The organism is Ensifer sp. ENS02, from assembly GCF_014851885.1.
GTDB lineage: Bacteria > Pseudomonadota > Alphaproteobacteria > Rhizobiales > Rhizobiaceae > Ensifer > Ensifer adhaerens.
Genome location: NZ_JACVAO010000016.1, coordinates 73638 through 98347, shown reverse-complemented (window position 1 = coordinate 98347; position 24710 = coordinate 73638). Strand labels below are relative to the sequence as shown.

General features: G+C 64.4%; 16 protein-coding genes. 3 read left to right on the top strand and 13 right to left on the bottom strand.

Annotation, left to right across the window (positions count from 1 at the left end):
* Positions 1 to 53: 53 nt before the first annotated feature.
* From IB262_RS28305 to IB262_RS28280, 6 genes are all read right to left on the bottom strand, one after another.
* Entirely contained in the window at positions 54 to 1154 is a 1101-nt protein-coding gene (locus tag IB262_RS28305) for an ABC transporter ATP-binding protein (protein WP_034790206.1), read from the bottom strand.
* Positions 1155 to 1168: 14 nt separating this feature from the next.
* Entirely contained in the window at positions 1169 to 2878 is a 1710-nt protein-coding gene (locus IB262_RS28300) for an iron ABC transporter permease (RefSeq protein ID WP_034790204.1), read from the bottom strand.
* A gap of 122 nt (positions 2879 to 3000) precedes the next feature.
* A complete protein-coding gene (locus IB262_RS28295) occupies positions 3001 to 4320 on the bottom strand; it encodes an extracellular solute-binding protein (RefSeq protein ID WP_034790202.1) in 1320 nt (439 codons plus the stop codon).
* A 159-nt stretch (positions 4321 to 4479) separates the two neighbouring features.
* The gene (locus IB262_RS28290) at positions 4480 to 5820 is read right to left on the bottom strand and encodes a sigma-54 dependent transcriptional regulator (RefSeq protein WP_034790200.1); all 1341 of its coding nucleotides are present in this window, start codon (positions 5818 to 5820) and stop codon (positions 4480 to 4482) included.
* The gene (locus IB262_RS28285) at positions 5817 to 7718 is read right to left on the bottom strand and encodes an ATP-binding protein (RefSeq protein ID WP_090427672.1); all 1902 of its coding nucleotides are present in this window, start codon (positions 7716 to 7718) and stop codon (positions 5817 to 5819) included. The genes IB262_RS28290 and IB262_RS28285 overlap by 4 nt, the downstream gene beginning before the upstream one ends.
* 2 nt (positions 7719 to 7720) lie before the next feature.
* The gene (locus IB262_RS28280; RefSeq protein ID WP_051659186.1) at positions 7721 to 9076 is read right to left on the bottom strand and encodes an extracellular solute-binding protein; all 1356 of its coding nucleotides are present in this window, start codon (positions 9074 to 9076) and stop codon (positions 7721 to 7723) included.
* A gap of 512 nt (positions 9077 to 9588) precedes the next feature.
* Between IB262_RS28280 and IB262_RS28275 the strand changes: the two genes are divergently transcribed.
* Entirely contained in the window at positions 9589 to 11403 is a 1815-nt protein-coding gene (locus IB262_RS28275; RefSeq protein ID WP_034790171.1) for an ABC transporter ATP-binding protein, read from the top strand.
* A 54-nt stretch (positions 11404 to 11457) separates the two neighbouring features.
* Here IB262_RS28275 and IB262_RS28270 read toward each other — a convergent pair whose 3' ends face one another.
* The 4 genes from IB262_RS28270 to IB262_RS28255 form a co-directional block, all read right to left on the bottom strand.
* Entirely contained in the window at positions 11458 to 12672 is a 1215-nt protein-coding gene (locus tag IB262_RS28270; protein WP_034790169.1) for a TIGR03862 family flavoprotein, read from the bottom strand.
* Positions 12673 to 12752: 80 nt separating this feature from the next.
* Positions 12753 to 13826 (bottom strand): amino acid ABC transporter permease, encoded by a 1074-nt coding sequence (locus tag IB262_RS28265; RefSeq protein WP_034790167.1) that lies wholly within the window; start codon positions 13824 to 13826, stop codon positions 12753 to 12755.
* The gene (locus tag IB262_RS28260) at positions 13823 to 15013 is read right to left on the bottom strand and encodes an ABC transporter permease subunit (protein WP_034790323.1); all 1191 of its coding nucleotides are present in this window, start codon (positions 15011 to 15013) and stop codon (positions 13823 to 13825) included. The genes IB262_RS28265 and IB262_RS28260 overlap by 4 nt, the downstream gene beginning before the upstream one ends.
* Before the next feature lie 20 nt (positions 15014 to 15033).
* Complete coding sequence (locus tag IB262_RS28255; protein WP_034790164.1) at positions 15034 to 16077, bottom strand: amino acid ABC transporter substrate-binding protein; 1044 nt, start codon at positions 16075 to 16077, stop codon at positions 15034 to 15036.
* 374 nt (positions 16078 to 16451) lie between these two features.
* Between IB262_RS28255 and IB262_RS28250 the strand changes: the two genes are divergently transcribed.
* A complete protein-coding gene (locus IB262_RS28250) occupies positions 16452 to 17534 on the top strand; it encodes a DUF930 domain-containing protein (protein ID WP_051659185.1) in 1083 nt (360 codons plus the stop codon).
* Between the two features lie 200 nt (positions 17535 to 17734).
* Here the strand turns inward: IB262_RS28250 and IB262_RS28245 are convergent, their stop codons facing one another.
* The gene (locus tag IB262_RS28245; RefSeq protein ID WP_051659184.1) at positions 17735 to 18937 is read right to left on the bottom strand and encodes an MFS transporter; all 1203 of its coding nucleotides are present in this window, start codon (positions 18935 to 18937) and stop codon (positions 17735 to 17737) included.
* Positions 18938 to 19045: 108 nt separating this feature from the next.
* On the opposite strand from IB262_RS28245, the gene IB262_RS28240 reads away from it, so the two are divergent.
* Positions 19046 to 19984 (top strand): AraC family transcriptional regulator, encoded by a 939-nt coding sequence (locus IB262_RS28240; protein ID WP_060585756.1) that lies wholly within the window; start codon positions 19046 to 19048, stop codon positions 19982 to 19984.
* A 21-nt stretch (positions 19985 to 20005) separates the two neighbouring features.
* On the opposite strand, the gene IB262_RS28235 is transcribed toward IB262_RS28240, so the two are convergent.
* A complete protein-coding gene (locus tag IB262_RS28235) occupies positions 20006 to 22804 on the bottom strand; it encodes an autotransporter serine protease (RefSeq protein WP_159415660.1) in 2799 nt (932 codons plus the stop codon).
* Between the two features lie 335 nt (positions 22805 to 23139).
* The gene (gene adiC / locus IB262_RS28230; RefSeq protein WP_051659183.1) at positions 23140 to 24705 is read right to left on the bottom strand and encodes an arginine/agmatine antiporter; all 1566 of its coding nucleotides are present in this window, start codon (positions 24703 to 24705) and stop codon (positions 23140 to 23142) included.
* Positions 24706 to 24710: the final 5 nt, after the last annotated feature.

Sequence of the window (24710 nt, the reverse complement as noted above, 5' to 3'; positions counted from 1 at the left end):
AAATGGGGAAGCTGGCGCCCGCCGGCGAGACCGGCGGACGCGCGTCGTATGCTCTAGTGGGCGAGCCATTGCGCCGACGACGGCTTGAGGCCGAGCGTCGTCGTCGCGCCGGGTTCGAGAAGCGCGTCGCCGGAATGGAACGGCGCGTCGATCAGCACCGTCGCCGCCCCAATCCTGACACCATAGCGCACGGTCGCGCCCAGGAATTCGCGATGCGCGATGATGCCCTCGAGCGCGACGGCGCCGGGCTCGAGGCTGCCGATCGTCGCATATTGCGGCCGGAAGACGAGCTTGGCGCCTTCGGGGACCTCGGTCCCCGAAGGGATCGGGATGGAGCCGCCGCCCACGACCTCGAAGCTTCTGGCAGCGCCGCTGCCGGCCACCTTGCCGTCGAGGATGTTGGCCGTGCCGAGGAAGTTGGCGACGAAGAGGTTGGCCGGCTTCTCATAGAGCCCCATCGGCGTTCCCACCTGCTGGATGCTGCCCTCGTTGAAGACGGCGATCCGGTCGCAGACGGTGTTGGCCTCTTCCTGGTCGTGGGTGACGAAGATCGTCGTCAGCTGCAGCCGCTGCTGCAACTCGCGCAGTTCGCGCCTGACTTCGACACGCATCTTGGCGTCGAGGTTGGACAGCGGCTCGTCGAGCAACAGCACCTTCGGTTCGATCGCGATGGTGCGGGCGAGCGCCACGCGCTGCTGCTGGCCGCCGGAAAGTTGCGACGGGCGGCGATCAGCGAGGTGCTTGAGGCCGACGAGGTCCAGCGCCGCCTTGACCCGACGGTCGACCTCGGCGCGTGGCAGGCGCCGTTCTTCAAGGCCGAAGGCGACATTGGCGGCGACCGTCATGTGCGGCCAGAGCGCGTAGGACTGGAAGACCATGCCGATGTCGCGCTTCCATGCGGGCATGTCGAGCACGTCCTGTCCGCCGATCACGACCTTGCCCTGACGGGCGTTGTTGAAGCCGGCGATCAACCGCAAAAGCGTGGTCTTGCCGCAGCCGGACGGGCCGAGAAAGGCGAAGAATTCCCCCGGCTGTATTTCGAGATTGATGTTCTTCAGGACGTGCAGCGCGCCGTAGTAGAGATTGACGTCGCTGATGCTGATCGCCTTGGCGGGGCCGGCGGCGAGTGCGGCGCTGTTGATATTCGCTGTCATTGTTTCCTCCCGAATTATTTTGCCGTCCCGAGCGCCTTCTGGCGGCGCTCGATGACGTAGTGGGACAGGAGCGTGCAGAGCGCGACCATGATCACGGCGATGACGCCGAGGGCCGCACCCGGACCGCGACCGGCCGGCGATTGCATGAAGACGTAGAGCCCGTAGGCGATCGGCGCGTCCGAGTTGCTCTGGATCAGCATCAGCGTTGCCGAGAGCTCGACGGCGGCCGTCGAGAAGCTGGTGACGAAGCCGGCAAGCAGGCCGCCGGTCATCAGCGGCAAGACGATGCGGCGGATGGTCCGCTGCTTGGTGGCGCCGAGGTTTTCAGCCGCTTCTTCGAGCGATTCCGACACCTGTTGCAGGGCGGCGTAGCAGGCCCTCAGCGCATAAGGCAGGCGGCGGATGGCAAGCGCCAAAACCACCATGACCCAGAGCGTTGCAAGCGGTGTACCGTCGGGCAGCGTGATGCCGTAGAAGGTCCGGAGATAGCCGATGCCGAGCACGACGCCGGGGATGGCGAGCGCTGCGGTGGCCGCCCAATCGAGCCAGCGGCGGCCGACGACCTTGGTGCGCAGCACCAGATATGCGATGGCGCCGCCGATGACGACGTCGATCAGGCCCGCAAGGCTGGCGTAGATCAGCGTGTTCTTGATGTAGAGCGAACTCTCGCCGAAAACCCGGCCGTAGTGCGCGACGGTATAGGCGTCCGGCAGCGGGCTGAACGACCAGACGGTTGCGAAAGACAGCAGCAGCAGGCCGATGTGTGGCGAGAGCACCAGGAGAAGGATCAGAGCGACGACGCCATAGGCGATGACGCTTTCGCCGCGGCTGAGCTTGCGCCTGGAAAGGCCGCCGCCGCCTCGCTGCACGGTCGAATAGTCCTTGCCGCGCATGGCGACCGCCGAAAGCCACATGGCGAAGATCGAGACCGCGATGAGGATGACCGAGATGACGTAGCCCATCGGGTCGGTGAGGCCGACGGAGGTGACGCGGAGATAGGCCTGCGGCGCCAGCATGTCCTTGACGTTGAGGAGCAGCGGTGTCGCCAGATCGTCGAAGACCTTGACGAAGACGAGCGACGCGCCGGCGAGATAGCCGGGCATGGCAAGCGGAAAGACGATGCGGCGGAAGAGGCGAAAGCCGGAGGAGCCGAGGTTCTGGGCAGCTTCCTCCATCGACCGGTCGATATTGCGCAGGCTGGTCGACAGGTTGATCAGGATGAAGGGGAAATAGTGCAGCGACTGCACGAAGATAACGCCGTTCAGCCCCTCCATGAAGGGGATGCGGATGCCGAACCAGTCGTTCAAGAGCAGGTTCACCGTGCCGTTGCGGCCGAAGAGAAGCTGCATCGCCACCGCGCCGACGAAGGGCGGCATGATCAGGGGCACGAAGCCGAGCGTCTGGATGATGAGCGAGCCGCGGAAGTCGAAGCGGGTCGTGAGCACCGCGAGCGGCAGCGCAATGGCGCTCGCCCAGACGACCGACATGCCGGACACATAGACCGAATTGAAGAAGGACCGGCGGAAGAGGTCGGTGTTGAAGAAGTCGATGAAGTTGACGATGGTCAGCGCACCGGTGCCCTTCTCGGTGAAGGCGGTGTAGATGACCGTGCCGGCGGGGATGACCAGGAAAATCGCCAGGAACAGGGCGATCACCGAGACCGCCAGGATCTGGCCTGGTTTGGCCACGGCGGGCCTGATGGGAACGGAAGCGACGAGCGCCATGGGGCAGACTCCGGAATGAGTTCGGCCAACCTGGCGCGCGCAAGGCGCGCCAGGGTCGGCGAAGCTATGATGTTTTGGGAGCATGACCGCCCGCCAGTTGGGCAGGCGGTCGCTGTCGCGCGTTAGTCGACGAGGTTCAGTGCTTCTTCAGCCTTGGCCTTGGCGGCGGCATATTTCTCCGTCGCGAACGCGGCCCACTTCTGCTCCAGTTCCGCCTGGCGTGCGGTCTTCTCTTCGCCGCCGGTAAAGGCGTCGCGCGTTTCTTTGCTGGCTGCCTCCTCCGCCGTGATCGGCATGGCGGCAGCCAGGGCCTTGGCTTCGTCAAGAAGCGCGCGGGCCGCCGGCTGTTCGTTGGCAGCGAGCGCCTTTTCGGCCGCATGGATCGCCTGGGTGGCGCCCTTCAGGTTTTCGAGCTGGAAGGAGATGAGCTGGTCGAACAGCGTGTCGACGACATCCGTGCGCTTCTTCGAGACGTCGCTGTCAAAGGTGATCATCGACTGGAAGCGCGGATCCTTGAAGGGGTTCGGGAAGCCTTCGGGCGCCTTGGCGTAGAGCGCCGGGTTGATCGGCAGGCGACGGATCGCCGGCTCGAGCAGAACTTCCTGGCCCTTCTCCGACAGGATGTAGTTGACGAAGGCTTCAGCGCCCGCTTGGTTCGGCGCATTGGCGACGATGCCGATATTGGCCGGCACGACCGTCGTGACCGACGGATAGGCGAAGCTCACCGGGAAGCCGCTCGCCTGGGCCGAGAAGGCGAAGAAGTCGATGACGATGCCGATGCCGGTCTGGCCGGAGTTGACGGCGTCCGGAACGCCGAAGGAGCGCTCGGTTACCTGCTGCAGGTTGCCGCCGATGCCCTTGAGCGTGCCCCAGCCCTTGTCCCAGCCTTCGCCCTGCAGGATCGTCTCGATCGTCAGGTGCGTGGTGCCGGAGCGCGACGGGGCGGCGATGGCGACGTGGTCAAAGTATTCCGGCTTGGCGAGGTCGCCCCATTCGGCGGGCTTCGGCAGGTTGTTGGCTTCCAGGTAGCGGTCGTTCGACATGATGCCGTAGCCCGACGCGGCAAAGCCGAAATAGAAGCCGTCCGGATCGTTGACCGGATAGGAGCCGACCTTTTCGGGCAGGCCCGTCACCGACGGGGTGAACTTGGCCAGCAGCTCCTTGCTCTTCAGGCTGTCAAAGGCGTCAGGCGCCGACGCCCAGAACAGGTCGACCTGGTTGTTGACCTTGGTCTCGTCGATGTATTTCACGCCCGAGCTGGTGCTCTTGTTCTGGACGTCAAGGGTAAAGCCGGGATTGGCGGCTTCGAAGCCCGCCTTGAACGGATCGGTCACGTCCTTGGAGAACGAAGTGACGATCGTCACCTTGCCGCCGTCCTGGGCGTGGGCCGTCACGGTAAAGGCAGCCGACATCAGCATCGCTGCTGCGATGGTTTTCAACATAGGTATCTCCTCCCAATAGACCGCCAGTGCTTGGCGGCTGTCCTATTGAGAGCAAGGCCCGTGCCAGATCGAAAAACCCGGCAAAACCAGCCAGTTTCACGTCGGGATGGGTAAGAAAGGTAACATCGGGGCGGGCGAGGCGGGGTCAAAAGGGTAACATTACCCCTCGTCGCCATCGGCCCGGGCGTCGATGTCGAACTTGCGCATCTTCAGATAGAGCGTCTTGCGGGAAATGCCGAGCGCATCGGCGGTCGCACCCACGCGGCCCTCATGTCTGGCGAGACTGTTGATGATGATGGTCCGCTCCAGCCGGTCCATCTGCGCTTCCAGCGTCTCGCCGCCTGCGGTCGTGGCTTCGCTGTCCGGGCGCTCTTCGAGCCCGAGCACGAAGCGTTCCGCGACATTGCGCAGTTCACGCACGTTGCCGGGCCAGGGCCGGGCGTTGAGATCGGCCAGCAGATCGACGCCGACCGGCGGCGCAGTGCGCCCCTGGCGCTTTGCGGCAAGGCTGAGGAAGTGCTGGAACAGGAGGCCGACATCGCCCTTGCGGCGCGCGAGCGGCGGCAGTTCGACCCGGGCGATGTCGAGGCGGTAGGCGAGGTCTTCGCGGAATTCTCCCCGCCGCGCGGCATCGTGCAGGTCGGCTTTCGTTGCCGCCACCACACAGATGTTAACTGGCAGTTCGACGTTCGATCCGAGCCGTTCGATGACGCGCTCCTGCAGGACGCGTAGCAGCCGCACCTGGGCTGCGATCGGCATGGACTCGATCTCGTCGAGAAACAGCGTGCCGCCATCGGCATATTCGATCTTGCCGATGCGCTTTTCGCGCGCGCCGGTAAAGGCGCCGGCCTCATGGCCGAAAAGCTCGGATTCGAGCATGGTCTCGGGGATGGCGCCGCAGTTGACGGCGACGAAACGGCCCTTGCGGCCGCTGAAATCGTGCAGCGCCCTTGCCGTCACTTCCTTGCCGGTGCCGGTATCGCCGATGATCAGCACGTCGGCGGAGGCGGCAGCAATGCGCTGCAGCTTTTCGCGCAGCGCCACCATCGGTGCCGAATGGCCGATCAGCCGCGTCTCCCAGCCGTCCTTGTCGACGGAGAGGCGCAGCCGCCGATTTTCCAGCAGCAGGCGACGGTGATCGCGGGCCCGGCGCACGGTTTCGATCAGGTGCACCGGATCGGCTGGCTTCTCCAGGAAATCCCAGGCGCCTTCGCGCATCGCACGCAGCGCCATCGGGATATCGCCATGTCCGGACATCAGCACGATCGGGATATCGGGATCGACCTTGCGCACGGCGGCGACCAGGTCGAAGCCGTCATGATCGGGCATGCGCACATCCGAGACGATGACGGTGTCGCTGTCGGCGCGAAGGCCGGCGAGCGCCGCGACGACGGAACCGTGCGGGGAGACTGTGAAGTCCTCCAGTTCCAACACCTGGCAGCAGGCCTCAAGCACGCTGGCGTCGTCGTCTATCAGGATGATGTCCGCTTCCGGTCTCATTCCGGGCCTTTCAGGGATACGAGGAATCGTGTGCCGGCCGGGCCGGTGTCGAGGATCGTGATGTCGCCGCCAAAATCCTTGACGATGTTGTAGGATATCGACAGGCCGAGACCGAGCCCCGAGCCTACCGGCTTGGTGGTGAAGAAGGGATCGAACACGGCTGGCAGGTTTTCCGCGGCGATGCCGTGCCCGGTATCGCCGACGATCAGCCGGGCGACGCCGCCGGTGACTTCAACGCTGACGCTCACGCGCCGAAGTGGCTGGCCAGCGACGGCGTCGAGCGCGTTGCCGACGAGATTGACGGCGACTTGCTCGAGCCGGACCGGTTCGGCCATGACCATTGCCGAACTGTCCTGCGGCAACGAAAGATCGAGGGCGACGTTCTCCTCCTCGAAACGGTGTTCGAGCAGGCTGAGGGCGTCCCGCACCGCCGCGGTGAGATCGACCGGCCGCAGCTGCGCGTCCGGCCGCCGGGCAAAGCGGCGGATATGGCTGATCTGGTCTGCCATGCGTCCCGTCAGCCCTTTCATCTTGTCGAGGTTGTTGACGGCCTGCTCGCCCTTGCCGCGGCCGATTAGAGTGGCGGCGCTGTGAATATGGGCGCGAAGGGCGGCTAGAGGCTGATTGAGTTCGTGGCCGATGCCGGCCGCCATCTGGCCGAGGGCCGCAAGCTTTGCCGACTGGATCAGCTCGTCGCGGGTCTGGCGAAAGAGGGTGAGCGCACGCGAGAGGTCGCCGAGTTCGTCGGCCTCGGGCGGCGGGATCGCCGTGGAGTGCCGGCCCCCGCTGATCGCGCCGGCGGCCGTCGCCAGCAGGCGGATACGGGCAATGAGGTTGCGGTGGACGTAGAAATAGCCGATCGCGCTTGCGACGAGCACCGAGAGAATGGCGATCGCGACCAGCAGGCTTCGCCCGGTCTCGATTGCCGCAGCCGCGCGCCGGGCGGCGTCCCCGGCGCTTGCCTCGATCGCGATCACTTCCGTTTCGATCTTGCGGCCAAGCTCCTCGACGAGCCGGCCGTTTTCGCCGGCAAGTTCGGCAAGTGTCCTGGCCTGCAGCATTTCCGAGCGCTTGCGATTGGGTATGCCCGTCGAGGCGTTGGACTGGTCGAGAATGCGCCCGGCAAGCTGCCGAACGGTGATGCTGTCGGGCCAGCTGTCGAGCGAGCGGATGCGGCTTGCCAGTTCGTCGGCGCTGTCGCCGAGAAAGGCGTTGGTCTCCTGCATTTCCTCTTCGGTCGTGGCGTTGACCAGCCGACCGATCAGGCCTGTCGCAAGGTTCGCCTGGGAGACGACGGTCAGCAGCGCTTCGCTCTTGTGCTGTTCGGCGAGTGCGGCCGCACCCTGACCCTTGCGGGTCTCCGCTTCGATGTTGAAGCGGATGTCGTCGACCAACGGATCGGCTTCTTCCAGAAGATCGGCCTGGACCCAGCGCAACTCGTCGATGTCCGACCGCATCGCCTCGCGCAGCGTGAAGCGCTTGCCCGCGGCAAGGTCGATCTTTTTCAGATTGGTGCCGATGGCCTCGGCGAGCGGCAGCAGCGCCGCCGTGCTCGACTGCGCCGTGTTTTCTTCGAGCAGGGCGCGAAGGGTCTGGAGGCGCGTCGCGTAGACGGCGCGGATCTCGTTGTACTCGGCGCGGCTTTCGGCGCCGGCAAGTACCGACGTCACGGAGCCGATGTCGGCCCCGGCCTTGGAGAGTCGCGACGCGAAGGCGAGCTGCGGCATCTGCTCATCCGCCATGCGCGACAGTTCGCCCGACAGCCGCTCGTAGGAAAGCCAACCGACCAGGCAGGCGCCGACAGCGAGCCCGACGATCGCGACAAAGGCCAGCACGAGGCGGGCGCCGATGCCGAAGCGCCAGCGCGGCTGCTGTGCGGTCGTTTCGAGAACCGCCATCGTCACTGCCGCCACGGATGGAGATTGACGGGACCGCCAGATCGCGCCGCCGAGGAGAGCAGCTGCTCCGCCTCGTTGAGGTTCTGTTCGATCAGTGCGCGCAGGCGGCTCGCGAGTTCTGCGTGGGCAGGGGAGCGGGCGACGCCGCGGGGCCATTCGCCTTGCAGGGCCTCAGCAACATTGGCGACTTCGCTTGCCGAAAGCGGAGGCTGACCCAACAGCCGCCGCGCCCGAGCCAGCATGCTCAGCCGTTGCGCGTCTTCGATGTTCATCGCCTCCAGATCCGCAGCCCTCTTCCACAGGCGGGCAAGGGTTGCCCGGCGGCGCACGATATAGTCGTCGAAAATCAGATTGACGAGGCCATATCTGCGCGCCGACAGGGCGGCGTCGAAGCCGCCGGATTTCAGCAGGCGCTCGCCGTCTTCCTGCGGCAGCAGGCCGCTGTTGAGCGCTGGATTGACGGGAATACGGGCGATTGCCGGCGACAGCAGGAGTTTCTGGCCAGCCTCCGAAAGCACGAAATCGACGAAGCGTTCGGCTCCCGGCACGTTGCGCGCCCGGGACAGAATGCCGATGCTTGCCGGCACGAACACGGTGTCGGGGGGCAGGACGAAGACATTGCCGGCGCCGGCGAAATCCGGCGAGGTGGCGAGGAAATCGATGGTGATGCCGATGCTGAAGCGCCGCTGCGCCACGCCCGAAGCAACCCCGAAGCTGCGGGCGGTAACCGTTGAGAGATTGCCGCCGAGCTGCGACAGCATCGCCCAGCCTTTCTCCCAGCCGTAGGTTTGCAGCAAGGCTTCGACGATCAGGTGCGTCGTGCCCGAGCGGGAAGGCGTGGTGATGCCGATCTGGCCGGAATAGACGGGGTTCAGCAGATCCTGCCAGTCCTCCGGCACGGGCAGTTTGCTCCGGGCGAGATGGGCGGGATTGTAGACGAAGCCGTAGCCCGACAGCGCGAAGCCCAGATAGTAGCCCCGTGGGTCGTTTACGGGATAACCGAAGACATGATCCGGTGCGCCGGTGTTGCGTGGCGCGATCGGGCGCAGGCTTCCGTTGCGTTTCAAGAGCTCGAAGGCATCGGCCGCCGAGGCCCAGAAGATGTCGGCCGGCACGTCCGCCTTCTCAATGACGAAGCGGCTGGCGCTCGCCGTGTTGCGCTGCACGATCGTCACCCGCATGTCGGCATTGGCGCGTTCGAAAGCGGCGCGAAAGGGCTCGAAGAAGGAGGGCGGGTAGGAGGTGACCACCACGAGTTCCTGCTTCTCGACAGCACGCGCGGGCCCTGCAAACGCCATGAAGCCAAGTGTGATCAGCGGCAGCAGTGCCGCGACGATATCGAACCGGAACCTTGTCAATTCACTCCCACCGCGCATCGCCGTCCGGTCATTGCCGGTGCCGGTTGTCGCGGACCCTCCCCAAGATGCCGCCGTTTCGTGCATGCACGGTCGGCGATCGCGGCGTACTCTGCTACGAAGAGCCCACCGCCGTAAACCCCGGGAGGCATGTCGGAGACTGTTGCAAACAGGTCGCAGCCGCGACGATTGGCGCCATGGCAAGATTTCTGCACTTGGCGGTTGCGCGCGATTCGCCTATAGGTCGTCTTCCGGCAACCAATCAGGGAGGTTTCAAAAGATGCCAGCTTTTTCTTTCTCCCTACGGGGCGGCGTGCAGTCTTGAACTGGGCCGGGAAGGGCATTTTCGCCTTTTCGTCTTTTCCAGGTCGGATTTCGTTTCGCTGACCTTGGCCCTTCCTCTCCGGAGGATTTGGTCACTCCAATGATGCCGCATCGGAAGCTGGGTTCCTTTTAACGGCATATTCCATTCTGATCTTGTTTGAGGCCGATGCGTCGCGCATCGGGCGATTGTTATGGCTTTTACTCGTATTGACCTGCGCGGCGGTGCGTTCCGCAGCGTTCTTGGATTCACCTGGTCTCACTGGAAAGCGCAGCCGCTGCGCATCAGCGTCATTCTCGGCATGGTTCTCTTGTCGACCCTCGCTGACGTCCTGACGCCGCTCTATTCGGGCCGGCTCGTCGATGCCGTCGTTTCCGGTGTGGCGACCGATCAGCTTGCCTGGGATGCGGCGCTTGCCGCCTTCTGGATGCTGATGGCGCTGTCGCTCGGCGCGATCATTCTCAGGCACCTCACCTTCCTGGGGGTCACCGATCTGACCCTCAAGATGATGACCGACATCGCGTCGGCTGCCTTCTACCGCATCCAGCGCTTCTCGACCGACTGGCATGCCAACAGCTTTGCCGGATCGACGGTTCGCAAGGTGACGCGCGGCATGTGGGCGCTCGATCTCTTGAACGACACCTTGCTCGTCGCCCTGTTTCCGTCCGTCGTGATGCTGGTCGGATCGACAATCCTGATGTCGTTCTACTGGCCGATGATGGGCGTCATCATCGGTATCGGGTCGATCGTCTTCATTCTGATGACGATCGTGCTGTCGCTCGGTTACGTCGCGCCGATGGCAAGCCTTGCCAACCGGTGGGACACCAAGCTCGGCGGGGCGCTCGCCGACGCCGTGAGCTGCAACATCGTCGTCAAGGGTTTTGGCGGCGAAAGCCGCGAGGACGCACGCCTTGCCAAGGTGCTCGCCAAATGGCGTGACCGCACGCGCCGCACCTGGATCCGCGGCACGACCAACGGCACGTCGCAGGGCGCCATGCTGCTCATCCTGCGCGCGGCGGTGATCGGCTTTGCGCTGTTCCTCTGGTCGAATGGCCAGGCGACGGCCGGCGACATCACCTTCGTGCTTACCTCGTTCTTCATCCTGCAGGGTTACCTGCGTGAAGTCGGGCAGCACATCCGCAACCTGCAGCGCTCGATCAACGACATGGAAGAGCTTGTCGACATCCATGGCCAGTCGCTCGGCATCGACGACAAGGCGGATGCCAAGCCGATCCGCATCACCGACGGCCGCATCGAGTTCAAGGATGTGACATTCCACTACGGTGCGCACCGCAAGCCGCTCTACGACCGCTTCTCGGTGACGATCCGGGAGGGCGAACGCGTCGGTCTTGTCGGGCACTCAGGTTCGGGCAAGACGACCTTCGTCAAGCTGATCCAGCGTCTGCATGACCTGAAGGCCGGCGAGATCCGGATCGATGGTCAGGACATCGCATCGGTGACGCAGACGTCGCTGCGCCAGCAGATCGCGATCGTCCAGCAGGAGCCGATCCTGTTCCATCGCTCTCTGTCGGAGAACATCGCCTATGCGCGGCCGGACGCCACGCAGAGCGAGATCGAGAAGGCGGCAAGGCTTGCGAGCGCCCACGACTTCATCACGGCTCTGCCGAAAGGTTACGGCACGCTGGTGGGCGAACGCGGGGTCAAGCTCTCGGGCGGCGAGCGCCAGCGCATCGCAATTGCCCGCGCGTTCCTCGCGGACGCACCGATCCTGATCCTCGACGAGGCGACATCGAGCCTCGATTCGGAATCGGAAGTGCTGATCCAGCAGGCGATGGAGCGGCTGATGCTGGGGCGCACGACGCTCGTCATCGCGCACCGGCTCTCGACGGTGCGGGCGCTCGACCGGCTGCTGGTCTTCGACCACGGCCGGATTGCCGAGGAGGGCACGCACGACGCGCTGATCCGCCTCGACGGTGGCATCTACCGCGGTCTCTTCGAGCGCCAGGCGCTGGAGCTGACCAAGGGGTTGGTGCTGAACGACCAGTAAGGCTTTGACGCCACCTGAAACCATCGCCGCGCCTGCCAAAGGCGCGGCGATCTTTTATGCTGGCCGGTTAAGCCAACGATCGAGGCCGCGAGCCGCCGCACGCCCTGTGGCAAAGCAGGCGGTCAGCAGATAGCCCCCGGTCGGCGCTTCCCAATCGATCATTTCGCCGGCGACGAAGGTGCCGGGCAGCGCTCTTAACATGTATTCGTCATCGATCGCGGACCAGGCGATGCCGCCGGCGGAGGAGATGGCCTCGGCGATCGGGCGTGGGCGGATGAGCGGGATTGGCAACGCCTTGATCAAGGCCGCAAGTTCTGGAGGCGGCAAGCGCGCGGCATCAGGCGAAACCTCACGCAGCAGCGCCGCTTTCACTCCTTCGAGCCCGGCCCCCTTGCGCAGGCGGTTGGAAAAGCTGGTCTTGGTGTCGAGGCGGCCAAGGTCTTTTGCCAATTTCCCGACGGCACGTCCCGGGGTGAGGTCGACCACCAGGTCGGCCAGTTCGCCGCGCGACAGCCGGTCCCTGAGCGCGCTCGTGTGCGCATAGACGAGACTGCCTTCGATGCCGGTCCTGCTGATGACGAATTCGCCCGGGACGGTGCCGGCTTCCGACGTTGCGGTGACGCCCTTCAGCGCGGCGCCAGCAAAGCGATCGCGGAAGGTCTCGCTCCAGTCGACGTCGAAGCCGCAATTGGCGGGCTGGAATTTGGCGACAGACACGTCCCTCTGTTCCAGCCAGGAAACCCAGGCGGCATCCGACCCGAGACGCGGATAGCTGGCGCCGCCGAGGGCGAGCAGAGTCGCATCTGCGCTGACAAGCGTCTTGCCGTCCGGGGTATCGAACGCGGGTGCTTTGCCTTCAAAGCCAGTCCAGTGGTGCCGCGTCAGGATACGAACGCCTCGGCTTTCCAGCGACTTGAGCCAGGCGCGCAGGAGCGGCGACGCCTTCATCACCTCCGGGAAGACACGGCCCGAGGAGCCGACGAAGGTCCTGGTTCCGAGGTCTGCCGCCCATTGCCTGATGTCATCGGGCGTGAAGGCGTCCAGCGCCGCACGCAATCGCGGCGAGGCATTGCCGAAGCGCTCCGCAAAGGCCGTATAGGGCTCCGAATGGGTGATGTTCAGGCCCGACTTGCCGGCCAGCAGAAATTTGCGCGCGACCGTCGGCATGCTGTCATAGACGGTGACCGCGTGGCCGCGCTCGGACAGCACCTCGGCGGCCATCAAGCCGCTCGGTCCGCCGCCAATGACGGCGATGTTCTTTTGTCCCATGCGCTTTGCCCGGTCACAGATTTCGCTTCGGCGCACTCTTGGCCCGGCGGCGCGTGGCACGCAACCCCCGTCAGATGCCGCTATCGGCGATGGGCGCCGTTGAGCTTCTTCTCCAGCCACAGGCTGTAACGCGAACCGGAAAAGCAGATGGCGAAATAGACCAATGCCGCGAAGATATAGGCCTCGCTGTAAAAGCCGAGCCAGGCGGGATCGGTGGCCGAGGTCTTGGCGGCATTGAGCAGATCGTAGATGCCGATGACCGCAAGCAGCGAGGTGTTGAGCACGATGCCGATCGACAGGTTGACGATGGCCGGGATGACAGCTCGCAGCGCCTGCGGCAGCACCACCAGCCGGAGCATCTGGATCCGGCTGAGGCCAAGCGACAGCGCCGCCTCCTTCTGACCCGCCGGGATCACCTGCAATCCGGCGCGGATGATCTCGGCGAGGTAGGCCGAGAAGAACAGGGTGACGCCGATCTGCGCCCGAAGCAGCTTGTCGATGGCCGCGCCGCTCGGTAGCGCCATCGGCACGATCAGCATGGCGACATAGAGCACGGCGATCATCGGCACACCGCGCAGCACTTCGATGAAGGCAATGGCCAGGGAGCGCACGAGCCCCATGTCCGACTGGCGGGCAAGCGCCAGCAGCAGCGCGATCGGAAAGGCGAAGGCAAGGCCAGCGATCGAGACTGTGAGCGTGATCGGCAGCCCGCCCCAATGATTGGTCGAGACCGGTTCCAAGCCCGACGTCCCCGCCATCAGCAGCCAGATGCCGACGAGCGCCAGCAACCAGACCGGCACCAGGCGGAAGCTCCAGAAACGGGGAATGGCGGAGACGGTCAGGAGCGCAGCAATGAGGGCGATCACCAGCGCCGGGCGCCATTGCAGCGGCGGCGGGAAAAAGGCGAAGAGCATGAAACGAAACTTGGCGCCGACAAACGCCCAGCAGGCGCCCGCCGTTTCCGTGGCGCAATCGGCCGCGGTGCCGGTCCAGACGGCATCGATGACGGCCCAGCGGACAAAGGGAAGTGCAATCCAGAGGATTGCGGCGAGCGTCGCCAGCGTGACGAGGCCATTGGCCCAACCGTTGAAGAGGCCTTCACGCCAGCGGTGCCAGTCGGGCGCGACCGGCGGCGCAAGTTCGATCTGGCTCATCGTTTTCCTTCTCCGCGCAGAACGACGCGCCGGTTGTAGAGGTTCATGAGGGCCGAAACCGCAAGACTGATCGTCAGGTAGACGACGCCGATGATGATGATCGCTTCTAGAGCCTGACCGGTGGTGTTGGCCGTCGTGTTGGCGACGCTGACGAGATCGGGGTAACCAATTGCGACCGCGAGGCTCGAATTCTTGGTCAGATCGAGAAAGCTCGAAATCATCAGCGGCGTGATCACCCGAAGCGCCTGCGGCAGTACGACGAGGCGCATGATCTGCGCGGGCTTCAGCCCGAGTGCGCGAGCGGCTTCCCATTGACCCGATGCCACCGACTGGATGCCGCTGCGCACGATCTCGGAAATCGAAGCGGAGGCATTGACGACGAGGCCGATCAGCAGCGCGGCGAATTCCGGGGTCAGCGATAGGCCGCCGCGAATGTTGAAGCCGCCCTTGGCAGGCACTTCGACCGATGCGCTGAAGCCGAGGGATACGAGAGCGAAATAGAAGATTGCCAACGCGCCGAGTACGGTGCCGGCGGTTTTCGGCAGATAGAACGTCGCGCCCGCCAGCAGGCGCCTGGAAATGACGAGTGCCGCGAAGACGGTCAGGAGCACCGCGGGCAGCCATACGGAGGCCGGCAGACCGTCGACCGAAAGCGAGGGCAGAAAGACGCCGCGATTGCTGAGGTAGACGCTGCCCAGAAACGTATAGGCGCCGCGCGGCGGCGGAAGCGCGCGGATGATCGCACTCCACAGGAACAGTTGCAGCAACAAAGGCGTGTTGCGCAGAAGCTCGACATAGCCATGGGCGAAGGTCGCTAGCAGCAGATTGCCGGACAGCCTGAAGATGCCGAGTGCGACACCGAGCACGGTTGCAAGCAGACATCCGACGAGCGCGACCTTGACGGTATTGGCGATGCCGGCGGCAAGCGCCCGGGCGTAGCTGTCGCCGGCCGCGTAAGGAAGAACGCTTTCGCCGATCTCGAAATTGGCCTGATGGGAGAGGAAGGCAAAGCCCGGCGTCAGTCCCATGCGGTGCATGCTCTCGGCGGTGTTCTGGCCGAGAAAGGCAAAGAGCAGCAGCACGCCGACAAAGAGCAGGCCTTGCTGCAAAGACAGCGGTCCGATCCAGGACAGGAGGCGCGAGACGGGTCCGGGCCCCGAAGGGCCCGGTTGGAGTTGGCGTGTCATGGGAAGGACCATGAAACGGCTCAACGGAACGGCGGCGAATAGAGCAGGCCGCCGGCCGTCCAGGGCTGGTTGTAGCCGCGCTCGAAGTTGAGCGGCGTGCCCTTGCCGACGTTGCGCTCGAAGATCTCGCCGTAGTTGCCGACGGTCTTGACGATGTTGTAGGCGAATTTCGGATCAAGGCCGATCGCTTCGCCGAGCGAAGGATCGACGCCGAGGAAGCGCTTGATCGCCGGATCCTCGCTCGCAAGGAACGTGTCGACGTTCTCCTTGGTGATGCCGAACTCTTCGGCCTGGATCGTCGCGTAGACCGTCCAGTTGACGATTTCGAGCCACTGGTCGTCACCGGCGCGGATCGCCGGCGCCAAGGGCTCCTTCGACAGGCGCTCGGGCAGAAGCACGTAATCGTCGGGCTTGGAAAGCTGGGTGCGCTTGGCCGCAAGGTCGGTCGCGTCCTGGGTCAGGGCGTCGACGCGGCCCGAGTCGAGCGCCTTCAGGAACTCGCCGGTTTCCTCGATCGTGACCGGCGTGAAGGCCTTGCCGGTCTTGCGGAAGAAGTCGGCGATGTTGAGTTCGCCGGTCGTGCCGCTCTGGACACCGATCGTCGCGCCGTCGAGTTCCTCGCCCTTGGCTACGCCAAGGTCCTTGCGCACCAGCAGTCCCTGGCCGTCGTAGAAGACGACGGGGCCGAAGTGGAAGCCAAGCTTGAAGGCGCGGCTCACCGTCTGGGTCACGCCGGACAGCAGGATGTCGAACTCGCCGGACTGCAGCGCCGGCAAGCGCTGCTGCGGCGACGAGTTGGTGAACTCGACCTTTTCGGCATCGTTGAAGACGGTGATGGCGATGGCGCGGCCGAAATCGACGAAGAAGCCCTGCCAGCGGCCGTTGCTGTCGGGTGAGAAGAAGCCCGGCGTGGTGCCGACGCCGACCTTGATGACGCCGCGCGCCTTGATCTTGTCAAGCGTTTCGCCGGCAAGCGCCGAGGTGGCGATGAGGCCCGCCGCCAGCGCTGCCGTCGCGGCAAAGGCTTTTGTGAAAAGTTTTCGGTGAGTGGAAGTTCGCTGCATGAGGGTCCCCAAAGCCAAAAGAATGTCATTGCGCCACCGGGCGAAGCCGTTCGCGCGTGAGTAAAAATTAAATCTATAGAAATTATATAATAGGTATTTTTGTGCGAAATTGGCGCGTGGCCCGAAACAGATTTCGCCGCCTCGTTTTTGCCGGGAACGTTTTTGACAAGAAGCCAGCGATTGATGGCGGCGACCCCCGAAGGCGTCAATTTCATTCGCCCACGATCGATGGCCCGCAAGCTGCAGCGCGAACCTCCGGCTGCATATGCAGGCCTATGCCTCTTGTTGAGATCGGCGGAAGCTCCTAGGTTCCGCCCGTCGATTGGTTTATCTCCTTGGCGATGCAGCTTTTTGCGGGAAATTGGCGGGAACGGATGGGATGGGGCGCGCCGGTGTCGGTCGCCCTGCACCTCGTCGTAGCCCTTTTTCTTTTGTACGATCTGCCCTTCGAGCTGCCGACGCCGCCGAAGGAGCAGACCGTCAACGTCGAGCTCGTTCCGCCGCCAGCAGAGGCGAAGGAGCCGAAGAAGGCCGAGCAGAAACAGGCAGAGCAGAAGAAGGCGGGGCCGAAAAAGGGCGAAGAGAAGAAGGCTGAACAGCCAAAGCCGCAGCCCAAACCCAAGCCCCAGCCGAAGGCAGACCCGAAGCCGCAACCCAAGCCGGCGCAGCAACTGCCGCAATCCTTCGCCTCGGCCATGGCCAAGACCAAGCAGGACAACAAGGAGGCAGAGCTTCCGCCGGCTGCGCGCGAGACGGAGAAAAAGACGGAGGCGTCCGAGCCGGCAAAGGCGGTGGATGACAAGGCAAAGCCGGCGGATAAGCCGGCAACCGTGTCCTCGACCGAGAAAAAAGAACCGGTCAAGGAACCGAAACCCCCGTCAACGCTTGCCGTGCCTGCGAGATCCACTGACAGCGCCACACAGAAGGCGGATGAAAAGGCAGCGGCGACGGTAGCCGAAGCCAAGCCTGAAGCAAAAGAAACGCCTGACGCCAAGCCGCAGACGGTCAAATCGGAAGACGGGACGGCAAAGGCAAAGCCGGCCGATGCTGCGGCAAAGGTCGAACTCAAGCCCGTTCCAAGCAAATTGACGAAAGCAAAAGAACTTTATTCTGCAAAATCGATTGCCGATCCGCGGGTGAAACAGGCCCTGATCAACCTGCCGGTCAAGAGGCGGATCCTGCAACTGTGCAATCTCGAGGCGCTGGAACAGATCCGCAGCCAGCGGCCGGATACCCCGCCCGAAGGACTGGTGCCCTTCGGGCCGAGGGGTGGCTTCATCGCCAAAAACCGTATGGACGCCAGCGGTGGGGCCTACCAGAACAAATCGAACTGGTACGACGTCGACTTCAATTGCGTCGTCAATGAAGATGCGACCGAAGTGACCTCCTTCAGCATTGCCATCGGTGGCGAAGTGCCGAAAGCTGCCTGGAAGGAGCGGCGGCTTCCGGGGAATTGATCCTTCCGACACGGATGGGGGCATGTCGTTGTCCTGACCAAACCCCCTTCCGCAACAGCGCCCCACTGCGTGCAGCGCCTGTTGCCAGACGTCACGGATCGCCGCGCTGCACCTAGAACATTCTTGCCTGCCGGACTCTTCCGAGCCCGGCAGGCGCGAGTGCGAGTTGCCACTCTCGCACCAAGCTGGCGCGGATGTTGTTACTCCGCCGGTTGAAGAGCCCGCTCGCGATAGACCGAAACCAGTGAGGTGCCGAGCATCGCGGCAACCGCCGCAAAGAGGAAGACGCCGGCCGGGCCCTGCAGTTCGACAAGGAGGCCGCCGAGGATCGCCCCGGTGGAAATGGCGATCTGGAAGGTGGTGAGCGTCGCCGCTCCAGCACCTTCGGCCTCATCACCGGCCGCACGGCTCAGGAACGACTGGACGCTGACCGGCAGGGCGCCGAAGGCGAAGCCCCAGGCCGCCGTGGCGACGATGGCGACGGCCGGCAGCGCGCCCGCCAGGGCCAGGACCAGCGTGGTGGCAGCGACGCCGGCGGCCGCCGACATCATCGAGAGCCGCGTGCTGCGCTCGGCGAGGAAGCCGCCGGCAATGTTGCCGAAGAAGCCGCCGATGCCGAAGGCGAGCAGGATCGCGGTTATCGCCTCGACGCCGAACTGCGGCACCTGTTCAAGGAACGGGCGGACATAGGTGAAGCCGGCAAAGTGGCCGGTGACGACCAAGAGGATGGTCGCAAGGCCGAGCCGGATCGCCGGGCGCTTCAGGACGTTGAGGATCGTGTCGAGGCCGGTTGTGCCGATGGGAGGCAGGCGCGGAACCGTTAGCGCCTGGACGATGAAGGTGACGATCCCGACGGCGGCGGCAAGCAGGAAGGCGTAGCGCCAGCCGAGCGTCGCGCCGATCCAGGCGCCGACCGGGGCCGCGCAGACGGTTGCGATTGAAACGCCGGACATCACGATCGCCATCGCCCGCGGCATCAGCCGGCCGGGAACGAGCCGCATGGCGAGCGCCAAAGACAGCGCCCAGAAACCGCCAAGGCCGATGCCGAGGAGGAAACGGGCGACGAGCAGCATCGAAAGGCTGGACGCGAAACCGGCGATCAGGCTGGAAACGATGAGCAGCGCGGTTAGGGACAAGAGCACGTTGCGGCGGTCGAAACGTCCGGTATAGACGACGATCGCTGGGCCGGCGATGGCCGCGACCACGGCCGTCGTGGTGACCGACTGGCCGGCGGCGCCGACGGTGACGCCGAGATCGGCGGACATCGGCGTCAGCAGGCTTGCCGGCAGAAACTCTGCCGTGACCAGGCCGAAGACCCCGAGCGACAGGGAAACGACCGCCGCCCAAAGCGGCTTGTCCCGTTCATCCGCCTGTCCCGTGGGCTTGGCGACAATACCATCCATAATTTTCATCTCCATTGCATGTGGTGATGAAAATATGCATGGCCAATTGGAGTTTCTATGCTAGAAAATCCAAAACACTGTGCCGTTTGTCCAAAGGTGAGATGTAAGATGAGCGATGCGCTGACCGAGATCCTGCGCGGCCTCAGGCTCGACGGTGTCGAATATGGGCGCTGCCAGCCCTGTGCGCCATGGGCGACCGCCTATCCCGAGCAGGAACCGGCACGATTTCATTTTCTCGCCTCCGGTTCCGCCCATCTGCAATCGCCTGACGGGTCGTGGATGGAGTTGACGCCTGGAGATGCCGTGCTGTTGCCGCGGGGCGACGCACATGTGCTTGCGAGCAAGCCCGGCCTGCCGACGATCTCGATCCGCGACCTGCCGAAACGGCAGCTTTGCGACGGGATCGTCGACGTGCAATGCCCAAACTCGGACAGCCAGAACCTTCTGTTTTTCGCGGTGATGCAATTCAACGTCGACCGCCTGCATCCGCTCTTGCAGCTGATGCCGTCGGTCATGCGTACCAGCGACCTTGCCAAGAGCGAGCCGTCGATCCCGTCGCTTCTCGATACCATGACGCGGGAGGCTGCGATGCAGCGCGTCGGTGCGGGTGGCATCCTGGCACGGCTTGCCGACGTGTTGACGGCCACGATCATCCGCGCCTGGGTGGAGCATGGCTGCGGCACGTCGACCGGCTGGCTGGCGGCCGTACGTCACCCGGAGGTCGGCCGCGTGCTTGCCGCCATTCACCTCGATCCGACCAAGGACTGGACCGTACCGGAACTGGCCAAGCTCATGGGTGCGTCGCGCTCCGGTTTCGCCCAGCGGTTCGCCGATACGGTCGGCGAGACGCCGGCCCGTTACGTGGCGCGCATGCGTATGCACCAGGCGCATCAGTGGCTGCGCGAGGGCAAACGCGTCGCCCATGTCGCAAACCGCCTCGGCTACGATTCGGAAGCGTCGTTCAGCCGCGCCTTCCGCAAGATCATGGGCGCGCCGCCAAGCCATTCGCGCAGCCTGACGATGTCAGCGGATCAGCTGGCATCGTGATCCGCTTTCGGTCGCGAACCCTCAGAACTTGACGTTGAGATCGGCCCGGACCCCGTGTTCCCGCGCCGTCGAGGCGATCTGCCCCTGGTAGGAAACGCCGAGCGTCGATGCCGGTGTCAGCGCGAAATCGATACCGGCCTCGAGAATGACGCTATCCCGCGCGATCGGTGCGCCGGCGACGGAAAAGGCGTCGCTGCCGGAAAACGCCTGAACGACGGCTGGTGTAACGTCGCCATAGGCGTGTCGCCAACCAATGAGGCCGCGGGCCGTCGCTTTTGCTGTTCCAAGTTCGAAATCGGTGGCGAGCCGCAGGCCGAGCGTGGTGAAGGTCATGTCGTCGGAGCCGCCGCGCACAGACAGGGCCGCTGCGCCCCCCTTCTCCGTGAAGCCGTCCGTATGCACGCTGACATAGGCGAGATTGGCAAAGGGCTCGAAGGAAAGACTGCCCGCCTGCAGGCCATAGCCGACTTCGCCGAACACTTGGGTGGTGCCAGCGCGGTAATCGGCGGTCAGGCTGTCGACGAGCGCCGGCGACAACACATTGCGGCTACTGTCGATTTCGCTCCACGTATAGGCAAGGCCGGAGCGGAACGACAGGGCGCCCCACTGCGTGCCGCCATAGACGCCGAGGTGATAGTTGTCGCTTGAGGCCGACGAACGGCGGTCGTCGACCTTGAAGCTCGACGAACTGTAGCCGGCGAGGAAACCGAGCCTCCAGTCATCGTAAACGAGGCCGTCCAGACCGGCGACGAGGCCGCCGGTGGAACGCGATAACTCGGCGGCGTTGCCGTCGCTATCCGTATGGCCCCAGGCGCCGAAGGCCGAGCCCCAGGCCCCCGACTGCCCCGTGGCCGCGATCGACCCGGTCGTGAGGTCATCGGTGGCCACGATCGGCCGCGCCTTCGCGCCGACCGTTTCGAAGGTTGAGCGTAGCCGGTCGTTCATCTGGTTGCCGATCACCTGGCTGTTCTCGATCAGGCCGGTCACGGTCGAGCCGGAGACTTCGCCGGGCAGCTGACCAAAAAGATCGGCGGCGGTGCCGGCATCAAGGGTCACCGCGAGATCATGCAGCGATCGGCCAAGGCCGAGGCGCTCGATCGCTCGAGCAGCGGCTGCCCCGTTGGGGGTTGCCGTAATATCCGCGAAGGCGACGCCGTTGCGGGCGACATCGAGATAGACGGTGGTCGGGTCGTAGGCGAGCGCGAGATCGAGGAACGCGTAACAGCCGCAATCGTCCTCGAAGCGGCCCGTCACGCCACCGGCTGCGGAGAGGATGGTGTGGCGGCCATCACCCTTGTAGTTTTCCGGGGGCACCTTGACGTCGACCACCCCGGCGACTGCCGCGGTACCGGTGACGTCCAGTCGGCTTGTGCCGTCAGGCGCATCGAGATGGACGAGCAAGCCCGCTCCCGCTCTCTGGCGATAGTCACCTTCGACGGTGAGAGTCCCACCGTCCCGACCCCAGCCTGCTATCACGGCACCCGCATTGTCTAAGTTGCCGTGGATCACGCCATTGCCGGAGAGGGTGCCTTTTTCGCCGACGAAGCTGTCTGAGGCGACGCTACCGCTGATCGCCAGCACACCACCGTCTACGCGCGTGTCGCCTTGATATGTATTGTACCCGTGCAGCATTAGCACGCCATCGCCTGATTTGATCAGGCCACCTTGGCCCGTGATGTCGTTCGACCAGCTGCTCTGGCCGTCAGGGACGCCCGCGTGAAAATCGCCCCAGTCGAACTTGCCCGGGCCACGCACCGCCCTGCCGGCGCTGACGAGGCCATAGCCGAAGATTGCGTCAACGCCCGGATCACCGGAATCGGTCGCCGTCCCCAGCAAGACCTGCCGCACCTGGTGCATCGTCATGTAAGGAAAAGCCTGTGCAACCAAGGCTGCCGTGCCCGCAACGAAAGGGGCCGCAAGCGACGTGCCGGTTTTCCTGGAGTAGCCGCCGCCGGGCGTTGCGACCATGATGTTGCCCTCCGGGTTGGCCCATACCCATTCGCCTTTCTCTTCGTCCCATCGCTCGACATCGTCGCCCCCAGGTGCTGCGAGGCACCAATTCATGCTGAGACCGCATCGGTTTGACCAATTGGCTATGCGCGAGGGGCCGGTCGCAACGACGGCCAGAAAGCCTGGCTCCAGTTCCGGAAACAGGTATGGCGCGCCTGCCAACAACGAGGACTCTGTTCCGCCCGCATTACCGCTTGCGAAGATCAGGAGCGCCCCCTGGGATGCCGCATAGCGATAGGCGGAGAGATTGCCCGGCATTTCTGCTTCAAACTGTTCGGCAGACAATTCGCCTGCGAACCCACCGCCGTAGCTGTTGTTGATGATCCGCACGCCCTGATCTACCAGCGCCCGAATGCCATAATTGGTCGCATCGAAATCGACATAGCCCGGCTTGTCCGACGCCCCCACGGCGACGATCGTTGCGCCGGGGGCGATACCATGCATGCCGACCCCGTCGCGATTGGCGGCAATGACAGAGGAAACCATGGTGCCGTGGCCCTCGGCGACCGAATTCCACGGCTTGTCCGGGTTGAAGGTAATGCCTTCCGCATAGCGCCCGGCAAATTCCGGATGCGTGATGTCGAGGCCGCTGTCGACCACGCCGACCTTGATGCCGCTGCCGTCGTAACCCAGCATGTAGGCATACTCTGCATGGATCGCCGCCAGTCCCCATTGTGTATTGAATTCCGGCGTGCGCCAGGTCACCGGATCGCCGGGGTCGCCACCTTCTGCGGCAGGTGCGGCAGATGACAAGGCGGTCGATAGCATCAGCGTGGTAAGGTGGATGGCGGTGCGGAAATTCTTGTTCAAGGCAGTCCCCAATGGCCGGCGACGTGGCGCGGGGCGCGCAAGACGTTGAAAGGACATGGAGTTCACGACGCGGGCCGCGCGAAACTATCCTTGGCAACCGTCCGACGAAATACGGCAGTTGCCGTATTTCGTCGGACTGCTGGTCGCATGGCGGGAGGTGTGGTTCGTCGCACTTGCTGATCGTGACTGCATGCCGTGTCTGCGATCGAACGGCGTTCTGACGCGCGGCCCGTTGGCACATAAAGGCTATTTGCGTCACCGCGCTCAGTGATCCCACGAGATTGGTGGATAGTCAGAAAGGGCGGTGAATCCATCCACCGCCCCTCCTCATTGTTTCACTGTGCCGGCTGGCTCTCAGCCGGCAGCACGGCCGCAGGCGAACCGGGCGCGGGCTGCACGGTGCTTTCCACCGGTGGCACCGGTGAGCGCGTGCGCAGCGTCTCGGCGCGATGGCGGCCGACCGAAACCCAGAACAGCGCGACGAGGGCGACAATCGTCACGGTCACGGTGACATAGCGGATCCAGGTCGGGGCGTGGCCGCCGGGGTCGATGTGCTTCTCGTCGATCTCGCGCTTGCGGGTGATCGCAGCCGAATAGAAGACGATCGTCGAGATCACGAAGATCAGCGACCAGCGCGTCTGCTCGCCATCGGAACCGATCAGCGCAACGAGGCTATAGATCGCGGCCGCGAGGCCGATGATGACGTACCAGTTGTAGGTGCTTGCCGGCATCTTCTTATAGCCGAGCACCTTGATGGAGATCGCCGAGTAGATATAGGGCAGCAGCGTCATGATCACTGCGATCGAGGCGATCTTGCCGAACTGCTCGCTGGCGGTCGGCGACATCGTGGCGAAGACCTGCACAGTCATGATCACGGCAACGATCGCAAGGCCGGCCGAAGGCACGCCCTTGGAATTGACCTTGGCGAAGATCGAGCCGAAGAGGCCGTCATCGGCGGCGGCCTTTGCCGTCTGACCGACGAGCAGCGTCCAGCCTGCAAGCGAGCCCAGGCAGCCGAGTGCGGCGCAGATCGCAACGACGGCACCTGCTGTATCGCCGAGCGCCAACCGCGCGGCGTCTGCGAAAGGTGCCGAAGACGCGATCAGCTCCTTGTTCGGGATCATGCCCATGATCACCGTCGACGACAGGATATAGGCAACGGCCGCGAGAATGACGCCGCCGACGGTTGCGATCGGCACGTTGCGCTGCGGGTCGCGCACGACGCCCGCCGAGACCGACGCGCTTTCGACACCGATGAAGGCCCAGAGCGTGAAGTTGAGCGTCGCCATGATCGCCGCCCAGCTGTCCTTGCCCGATACGTTCCAGCCCTCGGAGAAGGTCGCCGGCGAGAACCAGAACCAGCCGAAGATCGCCATGCCGAGGATCGGCACCAGCGCGAAGGAGGTGGTGAAGGATTGCAGCCGTCCGACAACGTTCGGGCCGAGGATGTTGGCGTAGGTGAAGAACCAGATCAGCGCCACCTGCGCCAGCGCCGAGACCAGCGGGTCGCGCAACATCGGGAAGAAGGCCGTGAGGTAGCCGAGACCGGCGACCGCAAGGCCGACGTTACCAACCACATTGGCGAGCCAGTAGATCAGGTTGGTCTGGTAACCCATGTAGTCGCCGAAGGCCTTGCGCGTGTAGGCGTAAGGCCCGCCGGCGGCGGGATCGATCGCCGCGAGCTTGGCGAAGGTCAAAGCCAGCGCGATCGCGCCGGCGATCGTGATCAGCCATCCGAAGACGGCGATGGAGCCGACTGCGGCAAGGTTTGCCGGCAGCATGAAGACGCCGGAGCCCATCATGTTGCCCGCGACCATCAGGGTCGCGGGCACGAGGCCGATCTTGGCGGATTCCGCGACGCCCGCGGATGTGGTTTTGGAAGCCGTATCGACAGCAGCCATTGTTC

Coding starts and splice junctions, on each gene's coding strand:
- IB262_RS28245 (WP_051659184.1), bottom strand. CDS start 18,937: ATGGATGGTATTGTCGCCAAGCCCACGGGACAGGCGGATGAACGGGAC.
- IB262_RS28240 (WP_060585756.1), top strand. CDS start 19,046: ATGAGCGATGCGCTGACCGAGATCCTGCGCGGCCTCAGGCTCGACGGT.
- IB262_RS28260 (WP_034790323.1), bottom strand. CDS start 15,013: ATGACACGCCAACTCCAACCGGGCCCTTCGGGGCCCGGACCCGTCTCG.
- IB262_RS28255 (WP_034790164.1), bottom strand. CDS start 16,077: ATGCAGCGAACTTCCACTCACCGAAAACTTTTCACAAAAGCCTTTGCC.
- IB262_RS28275 (WP_034790171.1), top strand. CDS start 9,589: ATGGCTTTTACTCGTATTGACCTGCGCGGCGGTGCGTTCCGCAGCGTT.
- IB262_RS28270 (WP_034790169.1), bottom strand. CDS start 12,672: ATGGGACAAAAGAACATCGCCGTCATTGGCGGCGGACCGAGCGGCTTG.
- IB262_RS28250 (WP_051659185.1), top strand. CDS start 16,452: ATGGGATGGGGCGCGCCGGTGTCGGTCGCCCTGCACCTCGTCGTAGCC.
- adiC (WP_051659183.1), bottom strand. CDS start 24,705: ATGGCTGCTGTCGATACGGCTTCCAAAACCACATCCGCGGGCGTCGCG.
- IB262_RS28305 (WP_034790206.1), bottom strand. CDS start 1,154: ATGACAGCGAATATCAACAGCGCCGCACTCGCCGCCGGCCCCGCCAAG.
- IB262_RS28285 (WP_090427672.1), bottom strand. CDS start 7,718: ATGGCGGTTCTCGAAACGACCGCACAGCAGCCGCGCTGGCGCTTCGGC.
- IB262_RS28295 (WP_034790202.1), bottom strand. CDS start 4,320: ATGTTGAAAACCATCGCAGCAGCGATGCTGATGTCGGCTGCCTTTACC.
- IB262_RS28265 (WP_034790167.1), bottom strand. CDS start 13,826: ATGAGCCAGATCGAACTTGCGCCGCCGGTCGCGCCCGACTGGCACCGC.
- IB262_RS28300 (WP_034790204.1), bottom strand. CDS start 2,878: ATGGCGCTCGTCGCTTCCGTTCCCATCAGGCCCGCCGTGGCCAAACCA.
- IB262_RS28290 (WP_034790200.1), bottom strand. CDS start 5,820: ATGAGACCGGAAGCGGACATCATCCTGATAGACGACGACGCCAGCGTG.